General features: G+C 70.6%; 10 protein-coding genes and 1 tRNA gene. 4 read left to right on the forward strand and 7 right to left on the reverse strand.

Annotation, left to right across the window (positions count from 1 at the left end):
- Nucleotide 1 precedes the first annotated feature (1 nt).
- On the reverse strand, nt 2–868 hold the full coding sequence (locus tag IEZ10_RS00165; RefSeq protein ID WP_229810794.1) for a transporter substrate-binding domain-containing protein: 867 nt from the start codon (nt 866–868) through the stop codon (nt 2–4).
- A gap of 411 nt (nt 869–1279) precedes the next feature.
- Here IEZ10_RS00165 and IEZ10_RS00170 point away from each other — a divergent pair, with 411 nt between their 5' ends.
- Nucleotides 1280–1849 carry a DUF4352 domain-containing protein gene (locus tag IEZ10_RS00170; protein WP_229810795.1) on the forward strand — a complete coding sequence of 190 codons (570 nt, stop codon included), beginning with the start codon at nt 1280–1282 and terminating at the stop codon, nt 1847–1849.
- A 121-nt stretch (nt 1850–1970) separates the two neighbouring features.
- Here IEZ10_RS00170 and IEZ10_RS00175 read toward each other — a convergent pair whose 3' ends face one another.
- The 6 genes from IEZ10_RS00175 to IEZ10_RS00200 all read right to left on the reverse strand — a co-directional run bounded on the left by IEZ10_RS00175 (nt 1971) and on the right by IEZ10_RS00200 (nt 8148).
- The gene (locus IEZ10_RS00175) at nt 1971–2774 is read right to left on the reverse strand and encodes an ABC transporter ATP-binding protein (RefSeq protein ID WP_189244396.1); all 804 of its coding nucleotides are present in this window, start codon (nt 2772–2774) and stop codon (nt 1971–1973) included.
- Nucleotides 2764–3588, reverse strand: coding sequence for an ABC transporter ATP-binding protein (locus tag IEZ10_RS00180; RefSeq protein ID WP_268246260.1), 825 nt, complete (start codon nt 3586–3588; stop codon nt 2764–2766). Before IEZ10_RS00180 ends, IEZ10_RS00175 begins: the two co-directional genes overlap by 11 nt.
- Entirely contained in the window at nt 3585–4733 is a 1149-nt protein-coding gene (locus IEZ10_RS00185; RefSeq protein WP_189244397.1) for a branched-chain amino acid ABC transporter permease, read from the reverse strand. Before IEZ10_RS00185 ends, IEZ10_RS00180 begins: the two co-directional genes overlap by 4 nt.
- Entirely contained in the window at nt 4730–5698 is a 969-nt protein-coding gene (locus tag IEZ10_RS00190) for a branched-chain amino acid ABC transporter permease (RefSeq protein WP_189244398.1), read from the reverse strand. Before IEZ10_RS00190 ends, IEZ10_RS00185 begins: the two co-directional genes overlap by 4 nt.
- 162 nt (nt 5699–5860) lie before the next feature.
- Nucleotides 5861–7060 carry a branched-chain amino acid ABC transporter substrate-binding protein gene (locus IEZ10_RS00195; RefSeq protein WP_189244399.1) on the reverse strand — a complete coding sequence of 400 codons (1200 nt, stop codon included), beginning with the start codon at nt 7058–7060 and terminating at the stop codon, nt 5861–5863.
- 494 nt (nt 7061–7554) lie between these two features.
- A complete protein-coding gene (locus IEZ10_RS00200; RefSeq protein ID WP_189245018.1) occupies nt 7555–8148 on the reverse strand; it encodes an ANTAR domain-containing response regulator in 594 nt (197 codons plus the stop codon).
- 130 nt (nt 8149–8278) lie between these two features.
- Between IEZ10_RS00200 and IEZ10_RS00205 the strand changes: the two genes are divergently transcribed.
- From IEZ10_RS00205 to IEZ10_RS00215, 3 genes are all read left to right on the forward strand, one after another.
- A tRNA-Leu gene (locus tag IEZ10_RS00205) sits at nt 8279–8361 on the forward strand.
- A gap of 115 nt (nt 8362–8476) precedes the next feature.
- Nucleotides 8477–9244, forward strand: a complete 768-nt coding sequence (locus IEZ10_RS00210; protein WP_189244400.1) for a helix-turn-helix domain-containing protein — start codon at nt 8477–8479, stop codon at nt 9242–9244.
- Between the two features lie 844 nt (nt 9245–10088).
- Complete coding sequence (locus IEZ10_RS00215) at nt 10089–16070, forward strand: non-ribosomal peptide synthetase (protein WP_268246261.1); 5982 nt, start codon at nt 10089–10091, stop codon at nt 16068–16070.
- The last annotated feature ends 166 nt before the right edge of the window (nt 16071–16236 follow it).

The raw sequence follows: 16236 nt of genomic DNA on the forward strand, positions 1-16236 counted from the left end.
ATCAGCCGAGCTCTCCGGGCTTCTTGCCGAACCACTTCATGAAGATCTCGTCGTAGGTGCCGTCCGACTTGGCGGTGGCGATCGACTCGTTGATGGTCTTCAGCAGGACGGGGTCGGCGCCCTTCTTCAGGCCGACGCCGTACTGCTCGCCGGTGTCCAGACTGGCGACCATCTCGAACTTGTCGGCGATCTCCGGCTTCTTCAGCCAGGTCAGCACGACCGGCAGGTCCTGGACGATCACGTCGACCTGGCCCGACTGCAGGCCCAGCAGCTCCTTGGGCGAGTCGGCGAACTCCTTGGGGTTGAGACCCTGCTTCTTGACGTAGTCGAGGCCCGTGGTGGAGGCCTGCGCGCCGAGCCGCAGGTTCTTGCTCTTGATGTCCTCAAGGGAGGCGACACCGCTGCCCTTCTTCGCCAGCAGCGCCTGGGTGGCGTCGAAGTAGGGGTCGGAGAAGTCGATGTTGGCCTTGCGCTCCGGCGTGATCGTCATGCCGGCCGCGGCCGCGTCGCACTTGCCGGTCGCCATCGCCGCGCCGCTCTTGATGACGGCGAAGTCGATGTCCACGATCTCCTGCGTCAGACCGAGCTTCTTGGCCGCCAGGTCCATGATGTCGACGTCGAAGCCGACGGTCTTGTCGCCCTGCTTGAACTGGAAGGGCTCATAGGGGAGGTTGGTGCAGACGGTCAGCTTGCCGGGGTTGACCACCTTGACGCCACTGCCCGCGGCGGACGCGTTCGACGAGGCGCCCCCGCTCGACGCGGTGGTGTCGCCACCGTCACCGCCACAGGCCGACAGGCCGAGCGCGCCGGCGACGACCATGGCGCCCACCGCCAGCGTCCGACGGCGGAGAACAGAACTCAGGCCCACAACGGCCTCCTTACGGATCGGTGTCGCATCCGGAAACAGATACCTCAGTGCTGGGAATGCTTTCCCAGCTGCATGGCCATGCAGATCACCGATACGACACAATTCGGACAACAGTCACGTTCGGAGCCGCCCGGTCGCCGCCCTGTACCGGCATCGATCCCGGCGCCTCCTTCATCCGACGGCCAACGCCCGGTTTCGCGCCGGCCTGTGAGAACGCGACCGGTCAGGCCGCGTCCCAGAACAATGTAAACGAACTATATTCGCACTTCAGAGCGGTGTGTTCCCGTTCACACGCTCCCCACCGGACGCCCCGGGGCCCGGACGCCGGCCGGGACCGGCGGCCCCGACGCGGTTCGCGCGCCCGCGCCGGACTCATTGATCTCCGCGACCGCCTCGGTTACGTTGCCCGATGTGCGCAACCCCCCTACCGCGTTCGCCGGTGCCGCGCTGACCGTGCTCCTGCTCTCCGGTTGCTCGGCGGCGGACCCGCCGGCCCCGGCGGCGACCGCCGCCCGCGGCGCCTCCCCCGCGCCCGCCTACGACCTGCCGCCCCGCCACGTACGGCCCGGCGAACGGGCCGTGCACGCCGCCCCGGTCACCGACGGCGACACCCGCTTCCAGGTCATCGGCCTGCAGACCGGCCTCGACGGTTTCGTCGGCAGCCACGGCGAGTGGCAGGCCAAGGGCCAGTACGTGGTCGTGCGGATCGTCGCCGAGAACCCCGGCCGCACCAACTCCCGGTTCGACGCCAAACGCCAGCGGCTCCTCACCGCGGACGGCGCCGTCCATTCCGTCAACGCCTTCGCCCAGGCCATCAAGCGCCAGCCCGACACCCTGCCCCTCGGCGCCGAGGTCAGGATCGAGATGGACCTGTGGTTCGACATCCCCAAGGACGCCCGGGTCACCGGCATCCGCCTGTTCGGCGACCCGCCGCTCGGCGTCGGCGGCACCACCAAGGGCGCCGAGGTGCCGCTCCGCTGACCCCCGGGGACTCCGGGGGCCGGCGAAGGGCGGGGAGCCGCGGGCGGCCCGCGCCGGCCGTACGGCCCGGGCCGCGGGGCTCACCCCCGCGGCGGCGGACCGGACCGGCCGGCGCGGGACGTCACGCCTCCGGCGCGTCGCTCCGCTCCCCGGACACGGCCGGCTCCTCGGACACGGCCGGTTCCCGGGACACGGCCGGCTCCTCCGGCGCGTCGTGCCCCAGGCCGCCGCCGAGATAGGCGGCCTGCACGTCCGGGTCGTTCAGCAGGTCGGCGGCGGGCGCGCTCTTGACCACCTTGCCGGTCTCCAGCACGTACGCCCGGTGCGCCAGCTTCAGCGCCTGCTGGGCGTTCTGCTCCACCAGCAGCACCGTGGTGCCCCGGCGGTTGATCTCCTCGATGATGGAGAAGATCTGCTGCACCATCAGCGGCGCCAGACCCATCGACGGCTCGTCCAGCAGCAGCACCTTCGGCTTTGCCATCAGCGCGCGGCCGATCGCGAGCATCTGCTGCTCACCGCCGGACATCGTGCCGGCCGCCTGGTTGCGGCGCTCGGCCAGCCGCGGGAACAGCTCGTACGCCTCCGCCAGCTCGGCGGAGAAGTCACCCGAGCGGGTGTAGGCGCCCATCAGCAGGTTGTCGTGCACCGTCATGCCGGGGAAGACACCGCGGCCCTCGGGGGCCTGCCCCAGGCCCGCCACGACCCGCTTGTGGCCCGGCATCCTGGAGATGTCCTTGCCGTCGAAGACGATGCTGCCCGACGTCAGGCCCCGCAGGCCCGAGATCGTCTTCAGGGTCGTGGTCTTGCCCGCCCCGTTCGCCCCGATGAGCGTGACGATCTCACCCTCGTTCACCTCGACCGAGATGCCCTTGAGAGCCTCGATCTTGCCGTAGTGGACGTGGATGTCCTTGACCTCAAGAAGCATCTGCGGGAGCCCCCAAATACGCCTCGACGACCCGGGGGTCGTTCCGCACCTCATCCGGCAGCCCGTCGGCGATCTTCTGGCCGAAGTCCAGCACCGCGATGCGGTCGCTGATGCCCATGATGAGGCTCATGTCGTGCTCGATGATCAGAATCGTCCGGCCGGCGTCCCGGATGTCCCGGATCAGCTGCTGCAGCGCCACCTTCTCCGCCGGGTTCATGCCCGCGGCCGGCTCGTCCAGCAGCAGCAGCTTCGGGTCCGTCGCCAGCGCGCGGGCGATCTCCAGCCGCCGCTGGTCACCGTAGGGCAGGTTCTTGGCGTAGTCGTGCGCCCGATGGGAGACCCCGACGAAGTCGAGCAGCTCCATCGCCAGCGCCCGGCCCTGCCGCTCGGCCTGCCGGTGCCAGGGCAGGCCCAGCGCCACGCTGACCATGCCCGCGCGGTGGTGGACATCGGAGCCCACCATCACGTTCTCCAGCGCCGTCATGTTGTGGAACAGGCGGATGTTCTGGAACGTCCGGGCGACACCACGCTTCGTGATCTTGAAGCGCTTGAGACCGCTGATCCTCTCGCCCCCGAACAGCACCTGGCCCTCCGTGGGCCGGTACACCCCGGTCACCACGTTGAAGACCGTCGTCTTGCCCGCGCCGTTCGGACCGATCAGGGCGAAGATCTCCCCCTCACCGATCGTCAGGCCCACGTCCTTCAGCGCCGTGACACCGCCGAACCGCATCGTCAGCCCCTGCAGCTCCAGCAGCGCGCGACGGCCCTCCCGGCCCGCCTCCGCGTTCGCCCCCGTGCTCACCTCGGTGCTCACCTGGAGGCCACCTCCTCACCGTGCGACTCCGGCCCGGGCACCTCGGCACCGAGCGTCCCCATCCCGCCGGAGCCCTCCTTGAACTCCGCCTTGCGCTGCCGCGACGGCAACAGCCCCTCCGGACGGAAGATCATCAGCGCCACGAGCACCGCACCGAAGATCAGCATGCGGTAGTCCTTCAGCTCCCGGAACCGCTCCGGCAGCCACGCCACCACGAACGCCCCCAGCATGACGCCCGGCAGGTTGCCCGAACCGCCCATGACCACCGCCGCCAGGATCGTCGCCGACAGCAGGAACTGGAAGTCGTTCGGATTCAGCGACACCGACTTCGCCGCCCACAGCACACCCATCGCGCCACCGATCGACGCGCCGATCGCGAACGCCAGCATCTTGAACCGGAACGTCGGCACGCCCATCACCTCGGCCGCGTCCTCGTCCTCACGGATCGCCGCCCACGCACGCCCGACCCGGCTCTTCTCCCACCGCTTCACCAGAATGATCACGATGACCGCCAGCGCCACCAGCAGGTAGTAGTACGGCCGCGGATCCAGCACGCCGTACTTGAACACCTTGACGCCGAACAGCTCGAAGTCCTCACTCAGGTTCGGCGGGTGCGGAATGCCGCTGATACCCGTCGGACCGCCGATCGAGTCGGTGTTACGGGCCGTGATCCGGATGATCTCACCGAAGCCCAGCGTGACGATCGCCAGATAGTCACCGCGCAGCCGCAGCGTCGGGGCGCCCAGCGTGATGCCCGACAGGGCGCAGATCCCGATGCCCACCACCAGGATCACCCAGAAGTCCCAGCCCATCCTGGTGCCCAGCAACGCCATCGCGTAGCCGCCCACCGCGTAGAACGCGACGAAACCCAGGTCGAGCAGACCCGCCTGGCCCACCACCACGTTCAGGCCGATCGCCAGCACCACGTACGTGCCGATCGGGAAGAACAGGATCGTCGCCCAGTCGGTGTCGGGCGACATGAAACTGCCGATGCTCTCCGACGGCAGCAGCAACGCACAGACGATCAGCAGCAGATAGACGATCCACCGCTGCCAGCCCGGCGCCCGCAGCCACCGGTCGTGCACGACGTCACCGAAGTGACCCAACTGATGGCGGAAACCCGCCGAGGAAGTCTTCTTGTTCATGCGCGCGCCTGCTGGAGTGATTCACCGAGGATTCCGGTGGGACGGAACATCAGGACCAGGATCAGGATCGTGAAGGAGATCACGTGCTTCCAGTCGGAACCGACGAGGATCGCACCGTAGTTCTCCACCAGACCCAGCACGACCCCGCCGACCAGCGCACCACGCAGGTTGCCGATACCGCCCAGCACCGCCGCGGTGAACGCCTTGATACCGAAGAGGAACCCGATGTAGTAGTTCGTGTTCTCATACGAGATCAGGTACAGCGCGCCGGCCACACCGGCCATCGCGCCGCCGATGAGGAACGTCATCCGGACGATGTTGTTGATGTCCACCCCCATCAGGGTGGCCGCCTCCGGATTCTGCGCGGTCGCACGGATACCACGGCCGATCTTCGTCCGGTTCACCAGCGCGTCCAGCGCGATCATCATGCCGATCGCCGCGACGATCACCACCACCTGGTCCACCCGCACCGGATGACCCGCGATCGAGAAAAGCTCCGACCGCTCCATCAACCGGGGCAGACCCATCTGGATACGGCCCCGCTCCGGACGGTCGAACACCCCCGGAATCACCACCAGGGCGAACAGCTCCTGGAGGAAGATCGAGGCGCCGATCGCCGAGATGAGAGCCGCCAGCCGCGACGCACCACGCTTGCGCAGCGGCTTGTACGCCACCTGCTCCAGCGCGATCGCCGTACCCGCCGACGCCAGCATGCCCGCCACGATCATCGCCAGGATCACACCCACCAGCGCGATGCCGGTGAGCGTCGAGTCGATGCCCAACGTGAACGGGACGAACATCGCGCCGAACGTACCGATCATGAACACTTCGGAATGCGCGAAATTGATCAACCGCAGCACGCCGTACACCATCGTGTAGCCGAGTGCGATCAGAGCGTAAATGGAACCGAAGGCCAGGCCGTCGATCGACGCCGGCCAGAATTGATTGATGAAGTCACTGAACACTTGGGGGATACCACTTCCAGCGGGGGTCGCCTGCACTGCCGGTAGCCCACGTCACCGGCCCGGGCCTCGTGAACCCGACCCGGACGCACAAGGGGAGCGGGACCGCACTTCGGCGCTCCCGCTCCCCGCGCGTCGACTACCTACTCTTCTCGTCGGCCGGCGCTAGCCCAGCTTCGCCTCGGACGCCTTGCCCAGCAGCGTGATCGCGCCGTTCTTCACCTGGTACATGTAGATGTCCTTGGCCTCGACCTCGCCGTTGGCCCCGAACTTCACCTGCTTGGAGACACCCGCCAGATCAACGGTCTTGATGAACTCGTTGATCTTCTCCGGGGTGGTGTTGCCCGCCTTCACCGCCTCCACGATGACCGACGCGGCGTCGTAACCCTCCGCCGCGTAGATCGCCGGGTCGGCGCTGTAGGCCGCCTTGTAGGCGTCCGCGAACTTCTTCACCTTCTCGTCGGTCACATCCGCCGTGGCGATGTAGCAGGGGCAGCCCACCAGCGCGCCCTCGGCGTTCGGCGCACCGGCGCCGTCGATCAGGCCCTTGTCCAGCGAACCGTCGGCCGAGAAGAACTTCGCGTCCTTCACGCCCTTGTCACGCAGCTGCTTCAGCAGGTTGCCCGCCGCCGCGTAGTAACCACCGAAGAAGATCGAGTCCGGCTTGGTCGCCGCGACCTTGTTCACCACCGAGGAGAAGTCGCTCTCCTGCGGGTCCAGCGAGTCGGTGGTGACCTTCACACCCTTGGTCTCCAGCTGCCCCTTGACCGCGTCGGCCAGCGGCTTGCCGTAGTCCGACTTGTCGTCGATCACGAACGCGTTCTTCGACGCCGCGGCACCCGCGATGAAGTCCGCGATACCGGGACCCTGCACGCTGTCGTTCGGAAGGATGCGGTGCCAGTACTTCCAGCCGTTCTGCGCCAGCTTCGTGTTCGTCGCCGACGCCGTGATGCTGGGCAGCTGCGCCTCCTCCAGCACCGGCCCCACCTGCGCCGACTCACCCGAGAAAGCCGGGCCGATCATGGCCGCGACCTTGTCGTTCTTGATCGCCTGCTGCGCCAGACCGACGGCCTTGGAACCGTCACCCTGGCTGTCGTACTCGACCAGCTCGATCTTCGTCGCCGGGTTCGTCTTGTTGTACTCGTCGAACACGAGCTTCGCGCCGTTCTTCGGCGGAATGACGATGCCGGAGTTCGGGCCGGTCAGGTCTCCCATGAAACCGATCTTGACCGTGCCGGAGGCCGCACCGGAGCCGCCCTCCGAAGGCTCCGCGCTCGAGCCACCGTCACTACAGGCGGCGAGACCGAGAGAGAGCGCCAGACCGGCAGCGAGCAACCCACCGAGGCGAGCAGTCCTAGGCCGCAAAGTTGCCTTCCTTTCGCCCGGACCCCCGAGTCGGGACCGGGTTCACAGATGCCCTCCCTGACGGAGTGGCCAGGGGGTTGTTGACGGTTAGTACAACCAGCCCATGTCACGGGTCGATACAGGAAGGGCCACCGTAACCGTTTCGTTATTACACCGATCCTTTACGGCTACCCGGGCAAAAGCCATGGTCATCCACGACCCCGCACCGCATCGGAAGATCACTCCAAGTACGCAAAAGACCCGCGCACCCCCTCGAACCCGAAGAGCACGCGGGCCCCGAAACCCACGAAACACCGGCACCCCGGCACCCGCCGCAACGGGCACAGCACCCACCTCGAACCTGCCCCCGACCCCACCACCCGGCCCAGGACCACCGGCTCCCACACCGGCCGCCCACCCCGAACGCCCACCCCCGAACCGGCCACCCCGACAGCCCGCCCCCGAGCGGACCATCCAGGAACAGACCGGCTACGAACAACCCACCCGCAGACGGATCAACCCTCCGACGGACCCTGCTCCTCCCCCGGCCCCTCCGACACACCGTCGACCACGATCTGCGCCACCTGACGCATGCTCAACCGCCGATCCATCGACGCCTTCTGAATCCACCGGAACGCCTGCGGCTCGGACCAGCCATGCTGCGCCATCAGCAGCCCCTTCGCCCGCTCCACCAACTTCCGCGTCTCCAGCCGATCCGACAGCGTCCCGACCTCACGCTCCAGCGCCGCGATCTCCTCATGCCGGCTCACCGCCATCTCGATCGCCGGCACCAGATCCGACTTCGTGAACGGCTTCACCAGATACGCCATCGCCCCGGCATCCCGCGCACGCTCCACCAGATCACGCTGCGAGAACGCCGTCAGAATCAGACACGGCGCGATCCGCCGCGCCACGATCTGCTCCGCCGCCGAGATACCGTCCAGCACCGGCATCTTCACATCCAGGATCACCAGATCCGGCCGGTGCTCGGCCGCCAACTGCACCGCGGCCTCACCGTCCGCCGCCTCGGCGACGACGGCGTAACCGTCCTCTTCCAGCATCTCCTTGAGATCGAGGCGGATCAGGGCCTCGTCTTCCGCGATCACCACTCGCCGCTGCGTACTCACGAGCAAGAGGGTACCGACGTCCGCTAGATTGGGACCACGCCGGTGTCCGAGTCCGATCCAGTTCTGGGTAAGCTCTAGCCGACGACAAAACCGGACAAGTCCAGATATATCAGCCGGAATGGCGAAATGGCATACGCGGACGCCTCAAAAGCGTCTACCCGAGAGGGTGTGCGGGTTCGAGTCCCGCTTCCGGCACCTATAGAAACTTCGCCCTGATTCAAAACCACCCCTGTCAGCTACCTGGCACCCCAGGTCGACCACTCTCTGCATCCAGTCAAAAACTGTCAGTGGCCGTTGGCATGGTTTACCTATGCACCCCCGCAGAATTGTTGATCGCGCACTCCACCTCTCCTCCTGCGGCCTCAACGACCGGCAGGTGGCCGAAATCTGCGGCGTCTCCCTCGGCGCTGTGCAGAAATGGAGAACGGGAGTGCGCCGTGCACGGGAAGAAGAAGACGGAAGGAAACTGCGTTCTTGCCCACGCTGTCATAACCGGATACTTGACGAGGAGGCCTACTCCTACCTACTCGGTCTGTATCTCGGCGATGGCCACATCGCGCTCTGCCGCAAGGGCGTTTACCAGCTCTCCCTCTCCTGCTGCGACAGTTGGCCAGGACTTATCGAAGAAGCGGCGAAAACACTGGCCGCGGTGATGCCTACATCGTCGGTGAGCCGACGGCAGAAGACAGGATGCACCGAGGTGAAAAGCCTCTCCAAGCACTGGGCGTGCCTCTTCCCTCAACATGGACCAGGACGCAAGCACCTCAGGAAGATCTTGCTGGAAGCGTGGCAAGAGAAGATCGTCGAAGCACACCCGGGACCGTTCGTTCGAGGCCTAATGCACTCGGATGGCTATCGCGGCATGAACCGGGTTCGGCATCGGATCAATGGAGTAGACCACTGGTACGAGTATCCACGCTACCTTTTCAAGAACGAATCCAAGGACATCCTGGAGATTTGCGCCAAGGCATTAGACCTGCTTCGCGTGAGTTGGCGCTATTCACGCTATAACACCATCTCCGTCGCCAGGCGGGAGGCCGTCGCGCGGCTGGACGAGTTCGTGGGGCCGAAGTACTGAGGGGATGTCCGGCGCCCGATGCTCCGGCGGCCTGAGGCGCCGGAGCGCCGGAACCCCGGAGCGCACGCGGCCGGTTCCGCGCCTCCGGACCCCATCCCCGGCAGGGGGATGATCCGCTCCTCGCGGTCGGCCGGTCGGCCCCCGGTTCGACCGGGCCGGGGCCGCCCTTCCGGTACGGCCGCCTTCCGGGCGCGGAGGCGGGGTGGTGCGAGATGAAGGCGCGGCACGGAGCGGGCGAGGACACGGGGACGGGAGCGGACGGCGACACCGAGGAGAGGGCGGCACGGGGCAGGCCGGCGCGGGGTGCGTCCGGGGAGGGGACCGGCCAGGGGCGCGGGGGTCGGCCGGGGGTGGGGACCGGCCGGGGGCGCGGGGTTCGGCGGGTGGGAGGGCCCGGAGGGGCTTCGGGGGCATAAGACCGAAATATGGCGAAATATGTTTATGTCCGAAATACCGTTTTCGGTCACTTGCTCTTCGTAGCCCACTACTGCGCTCGGTGTCCGACAGGTGAGACGCGAGGCAACGCCGCGGGGCCGACCGGCCCGGCTCTCCGCGTTATCCCGCCGTGACATGCGGTTATGTCAAGCCGTTCCCAGGGTTCACGGTCTTCGCTCGGACCCGAAACCGGAATTCGAACACGCTTGAAGATTCATCTCTTGACGCGGATTGCCCCGGAACCGTAGGAATAACGTGCCTTACCACTATTGATACTTTACGGGGCAAAACCCCTGTTTAGGACTATGGGGGGTGGATGCTCGAAGCGATGCGGGAGGACCCCTCGTCCGCCTCGTTGCCAGGTACGCGACACGTCTCATCTCCGGCGGAGACGCCTGCGGGAACACCCGTGGGAACACCGCCGGCGACCCCGGTTCCCGTCGAATGGACGTCGGGACCGCCCCATGTCTCCCCCCGAACCACGCTGTGCGACCTCATCGCCGCGCAGGCCGCCCGTTCCCCCGACGCCCCGGCCGTCCGCCAGTGGGACGCCCTTCTCACCTACCGTGACCTGATTTCCTCGGCCACCGCGCTGGCGGCTCGGCTGCGTGCCCTCGGGGTCGGCCCCGAGGTCCGGGTGGGGTTGTGCCTGCGGCGCACCCCGCTCATGCCGGTGGCGGCGCTCGGCGTGATGCTGGCGGGCGGCGCCTACGTCCCGCTGGACCCGGGGCATCCCCGTCGCCGGCTCCAGGAGGTGATCGAGGACGCGGCGATCGGCGTGGTCGTGGCCGACGAGGACGGCCGCGGCCTGCTGCGGGAGTGCGGGCGCACGCTGGTCGTTCCGGAGATCGTGTCGTCCCCCGCCGGTTCCTCCCCCGGGCCGTCTCCCGCCGAGCCGTCTCCTGGACCGTCCTCCGCCGGTCTTTCCCCCGCGGGTCCGCTCCCCTCCGAACCGATCCTCACCGGCCGGCTTCCCGCCGGATCGTCCTCCGGGGCCCCCGGCTCCGGGGTTTCGGTCTCCGACGGGGTTCCGGTCTTCGGGGACGCCCGTCCCGGCGACGCCGCGTACGTGCTGTACACCTCGGGTTCGACGGGCCGCCCCAAGGGCGTGGTGGTGGACCATGCCTCGGCGGTGGCGTTCGTGACGGCGGCGGTGGCGCGTTTCGGGCTGGACGCCTCGTGCCGGTCGATCGCGTTCTCGGCGCTGGGGTTCGACGTGTCGGTGCTCGACATGTTCGCGCCGCTGACGGCGGGCGGGTGCGTGCAGCTCGTGCCGGACGGGGACAGAGTGGATCCGGGCCGGTTGCAGCGGTTCCTGGAGGAGCACGAGGTCACGTGGGGGTTCGTGCCGCCCGCTCTGCTTCCGCTGGTGGATCCGGCGCGGCTGCCGTGTCTGCGGGATCTGGTGACGGCCGGGGAGCCTCCGGGGCCGGAGCAGGTGGCGCGGTGGTCGGCGTACGCGCGGTTCCACAACTGGTACGGGCCGACGGAGACGACGGTGTGCGTGGTGGGGGCGGAGCTGTCGGGGGTGTGGGACAGGCCGCTGCCGATCGGCCGCCCGCTGGCCGGCTGCCGGGCGCACGTGCTGGACGAGGGGATGCGGGAGTGCCCGGTGGGGGTGCCGGGTGAGCTGCACATCGGCGGTCCGCAGGTGAGCCGGGGGTACCTGGGTCGTCCGGGGCTGACGGCCGAGCGGTTCGTGCCCGATCCGTTCTCGGCTGAGCCCGGCGCGCGGCTGTACCGGACGGGTGACCGGGTGGCCTGGCAGGAGGACGGCCGGATCGCGTTCATGGGGCGGCTGGACCGACAGGTGAAGGTCCAGGGGCAGCGGGTGGAGATCGGCGAGGTCGAGTCGGTGGTGCGGGCTCATCCGGGAGTGCTTCAGGCGGTGGTGGACGCGCCCGGGGAGCTGGTGGCGTATGTGGCGCCGCTGGACGCGCCGGACCTGGTCGCGTTGCGGGAGCACTGCGCGTCGCGGCTGCCGCCGTACATGGTGCCGACGAGGGTGGTGCGGGTGGCGGCGTTGCCGCTGAACGCGTCGGGGAAGGTGGATCTGGGCGCGCTGCGGGCCGCGTACGGGCCGGTGGCCGCCGGGTCCGGTGCGGCGGCCGGGTTCGCGGACGGTACGGCCGGCTCATCCGGCGCCCCGGGACCCGCCGGGGGCACAAGGTCTTCCCGACCGGCGAGGTCGGCCGGGCAGGCGGGCTCCGCCGGGGACGCGGCGTCGGCCGGGGACGGCGGGCTGGCGGCGATCTGGTCGCGGGTGCTGCAGGCTCTGCCGCCGGAGGCGGATGACGACTTCTTCGCCGTCGGCGGGCACTCGCTGCGTGCGATGCGGCTGGTGGCGGCGGTCCGGGCGGAGCTGGGGCGGGAGATCTCGGTCGAGGACGTCCATTCGGCCCGGGTGTACGGCGCGCTGGCGGCGAGGGTGGCGGGCGCGCCGCGTGTCGGCGGGTCCGGCCGGGGCGGGGGTCGCGCGGAGGACGGGGCTCTTCCGGAGGGCGAGGATGTCCGGGACGGCGTCCCCGGGGCTTCCGGTGCCGCCGTGGGGCCGGTGCCGCCGGCCGGTGCCGCCGGTTCCGACGCGGAGCCGGTGCTGTCGGCGGCGCAGCGGCGCATGTGGTTCGTGGAGCGGCTGGCGCCGGACACCCCCGCGCACAACATCGCGATGGCGGAGCGGGTGCGGGGCCCGCTGGACGCGGGTGCCCTGGGGCGGGCGCTGGGGGCGGTGGTGGCCCGGCACGAGGCGTTGCGGTGGCGGGTTCCGGCGGAGGACGGTGTGCCGCGGGTGTCGGTGGCTCCGGCGGGGCCGGTGCCGTTGCCCGTGGAGGATCTGTCCGCTCTCGCGGCGGACGCGCGGGAGGCGGCGCTGGCGCGGGTGCTGGACCGCGAGGCCCGGGAGCGGTTCGACCTGGCGGCGGGGCCGCTGCTGCGGGCCAGGCTGGTGCGGCTGGCGGCGGACGAGCACGTGGTGGCGGTGACGGTGCACCACATCGTGTTCGACGGCTGGTCGCAGGATGTGTTCTTCCGGGATCTGGGCGTGGCCTACCGGGGCGGGGCTCTGGAGCCGGTGGGGGTCTCGTTCGGCGACTACGTGCGGTGGGCGCGGGAGCGGGACGGCGGAGCCTCCAGGGCGGGGCTCCCCGCTGCCGGGGCCTCCGTTGCCGGGGCCTCCGTTGCCGGGGCCTCCGGGGACGGGGCCTCTGACGGCGGGACCTCCGGGGGTGGAGTCCCCGCGGGTGGAGCCTCCGGGGAGACGCTGGAGTGGTGGCGTGCTCACCTGGAGGGCGCGCCGACGGTGGTGGACCTGCCGCGGGACGCGCCGCGTCCGCCGGTGCAGACGTTCCGCGGCGCCGTACGGCGGGCGGGGCTGGACGGTGAGCTGGGCGGGCGCGTCAGGCGGCTGGCGGCGGAGCTGGGGGTGACGCCGTACCCGGTGCTGCTGGCGGCGTTCGGCGAGCTGGTGGCCCGGTTGACCGGTGAGCGGGACCTGCTGGTCGGCACGCCGTACGCCGATCGGGGGCGCGCGGCGTTCGCGGAGCTGGTGGGGATGTGCGTGCGGATGCTGCCGCTGCGGTTGCGCCAGGACGGCGACGCGTCCTTCGCCGAGTCCGTGCTGCGGTGCCGGGACGAGCTGGCGGAGGTGGTGGCGCAGGGGGACGTGCCGCTGGAGCGGGTGGTGGAGGCGTTGCGGGTGCCCCGGGATCTGGGGCGGAACCCGGTGACGCAGGTGTTGTTCAACATGTACGACTTCGCCGGGGCGAAGCTGGACCTGCCGGGATGTACGGCGGAGCCGCTGGCGGCGGGCCTGCCGGGTTCGCTGTTCGACCTGACGCTGTACGTCGCGGCGGAGCCGGGGCCCGGACCGGGCTCGGAGGTGGATTCGGGGCCGGAGCCGGGGCCCAGGCCGGGGTCCGCGGGGGGTTACGCCCTGCAGCTGGTGTACAACCCGGATCTGTTCTCGGCGGCGCGGATGGAGGCCCTGCTGGCGGGCTACGCGTCCCTGCTCGCGGATCTGCTGGCGCGTCCGGATGATCCGGTGCGGCTGGCGCGGATGACGGAGGGCCCGGGGTCCGCAGGAGGCCGGAAGCACACGGGACCCGTGGGATCCACGGCCGAGGAGCACGCGGGACCCGTGGGATCCACGGCCGAGGAGCGCCCGGAGGACCCGAAGGACCCGGAGGACCCGGAGGACGTAGAGCCGGTGGGGTCCGGGCCGCTGCCGGTGTGGGACGGTCCCGGCCTGTCGGAGTCGCTGCGCGCGGACGCGGTGGCGGAGGGTTCGGGGCGGGTGCTGGACGGCGCGGCGCTGGCGTCGCTGCGGGACCGGGTGGCCGGGGCGGTGCGCGGGGCGGGGGTGGAGCCGGGGCGGGCGGTGGCGGTGCTGGCGTCGCGGGTTCCCGAGTTGCCGGGCGTGCTGCTGGGCGTGCTGGCGAGCGGGGCGAGGTGGGTGGTCCTCGATCCGGCGTATCCGGTGGCGGTGCTGGCGCGTCAGGCGGAGGCCGCGGGGGCGGTGGCGGTGCTGCGCTGCCCGGGGGCTCCGGACAGCGCGGACCTGCCGATGCCCGCGGGACTGCGGGAGATCACACCCTCCGGCGGATGGGAGACCGTGCCGCCCGGCGGGCGGGAGACCGTACTCCCTGAGGCGCGGGAGGTCACGCCGTCCGACGCGGCGGAGGCCGTGCCGGCCGGCTCGCGGGAGTCCGTGCCGTCTGACGCGGAGGAGGCCGCGTCATCCGGATCGCGGGAGTCCGTGCCGTCTGACGGGTGGGGGGTCGTGTCGTCCGGCGCGGGTGCGCCGGGGGCGGGGCCGGGGCGAGGTCCGGTGCGGGGGTATCTGTCGCTGACGTCGGGCACGACGGGTGAGCCCAAGCCGGTGGTGACGGGTGAGGGTCCGCTGGCGCACTTCGCGCACTGGTACGTGGAGACGTTCGGGGTGTCGCCGGCCGACCGTTTCGCGTTGCTGTCGGGGCTCGCGCACGATCCGGCGCTGCGGGACCTGTTCGTGCCGCTGGTGGCGGGTGCGCGGCTGTGCGTTCCCGAGGCGGCGACGGTGCGTGATCCGCTGCGGCTGGTGGAGTGGCTGCGTGAGCGCCGCGTGACCGTGCTGCATCTGACGCCGCAGCTGGCGCGGATGCTGTGCGGGACGGGCGGGGTGCTGCCGGAGGTGCGGCTGGTCGCGACGGGGGGTGATCGTCTCACCTTCGCCGACGCCGTGCGGTTGCGTCGTCTGGCTCCTGCGGCGCGTGTGGTGGCGTTCTACGGCACGACGGAGACTCCGCAGGCGCACGCCTGGTACGAGGTTCCGCCCGGCGCGGCGGAGAGCGCGGAGCCGGTGCCGGCCGGGCGTGGGGTCGAGGGCAGCGAGTTGCTGGTGCTGGCCGGGCACGGTGGCCGGGCGGGGGTGGGTGAGCTGGGCGAGGTGGTGGTGCGCAGCGCCAACCTCTCGGACGGCTACCTCGACGCCGAGCTGACCCGGGCGCGGTTCACCGCGGAGGGTTTCCGGACCGGCGACCTGGGGCGGTTGAACCCGGACGGGACGGTGACGCTCGCCGGGCGGCGGGACGACCAGGTGAAGGTGCGGGGTTTCCGGGTGGAGCCGGGCGAGGTGGAGGCGGCGCTGGCGGCTCATCCGGCGGTGCGGTCCGCGGCGGTCGTGGCGGTGGCCGGTGCCGGTGGCGGGCGTGGGGCGGTGCTGTACGGCTACGCCGTCCCGGTCAGACCGGGGGTGTCGTCCGCGCGGCTGCTGGAGCATCTGCGGGGGGTGCTGCCGGAGTACGCGGTGCCCGCCGGGGTGGAGGTGGTGGCGGCGTTGCCGTTGACGCCGAACGGCAAGGTGGATCGTGCCGCGTTGCGCCTGCGGGCGCCCGGTCCGGCGGCGATGTCGGCGGGGCGGGGCCACGCCCCGGGCGGCGGTCCCGGCGGTGGTCCGGCCGGTGTTGCGGGACCCGATCCGGCGGCGATGTCCGCGGGGCGGGGCCACGGCCCGGCCGGTGGTCCCGGTGACGGGCCGGCCGGTGGTCCCGGTGGCGGCCCGGCCAGGGTGCCGGGGCGCGGTGCGGGTGGTGGTCCGGGCGGGGAGCCCTCGGGGCCGACGGAGCGGGCGGTGGCCGAGGTGTGGCGGGCCGTGCTCGGCGTGCCCCGGGTGCGGGCGACGGACAACTTCTTCGAGATCGGCGGTCATTCGCTGGCGATCGCCGCGGTGCAGGCGCGGCTGGCGGGAGTGCTCGGCCGGGAGGTCCCGGTCGTGGATCTGTTCCGTCATCCGACCGTGCGGGCCCTGGCGGCGCATCTGGACGGCGGGGCTGACAGCCCGGGTCTGGACCGGGCCGCGCGGCGGCTCGCCGTACGGCGGGACCGGATGAGGGGGCGGGCCCGCAGACCTGACTGAGCCGGGCGGTCCCGCCGTACGGCGGGACCGCGCCGCGTGCGGTGCCCGCGCCCGGCCTCGGGTGCCGGAGAGGAAAGCCGCAGAGGAAAGCCGAAGAACCACAGAAAGCCGGATAAAGCGCCCCCGAAGAGGACCAAGAGGGACCGCCGTGCCGGCGGGCCACGGA

Source organism: Streptosporangium pseudovulgare, assembly GCF_014648055.1.
Taxonomy (GTDB): domain Bacteria; phylum Actinomycetota; class Actinomycetes; order Streptosporangiales; family Streptosporangiaceae; genus Streptosporangium; species Streptosporangium pseudovulgare.